This window comes from Flagellimonas flava, assembly GCF_050617915.1.
Classification (GTDB): domain Bacteria; phylum Bacteroidota; class Bacteroidia; order Flavobacteriales; family Flavobacteriaceae; genus Flagellimonas; species Flagellimonas flava_A.
Map to the genome: position 1 here is coordinate 1 of NZ_JBODQE010000111.1, position 251 is coordinate 251.

Here is a 251-nt window from a genome sequence, read left to right on the forward strand (position 1 = left end):
TGCCATTATCGGAGTGATCGGGTTCGCACTCGCCTTCCGCGACCTGTCCTGAATCGAGCGCGACAGAACCTCTAGGAATTCTCGAGTGATTCGGTGTAGGCGCTGGCAAAGCGGCCGAGCGCGGCGACCTCGGCATCCATCTGGGGCATCAGCTTGGCAACGGTGTTGCGGATGGGACATTGGCCTACCCGGGTGGACAACAACGGCTTGAGCCAACGGAACAGGGCCACCCAGCCCGGGCAGTACACGCG

1 protein-coding gene is annotated in these 251 nt (G+C 62.5%); it reads right to left on the reverse strand.

Annotation, left to right across the window (positions count from 1 at the left end; genetic code table 11):
* Positions 1-71 precede the first annotated feature (71 nt).
* A partial coding sequence (locus ACRHOZ_RS21185; protein WP_431130318.1) for a hypothetical protein occupies positions 72-251 on the reverse strand: 180 nt, incomplete at its 5' end.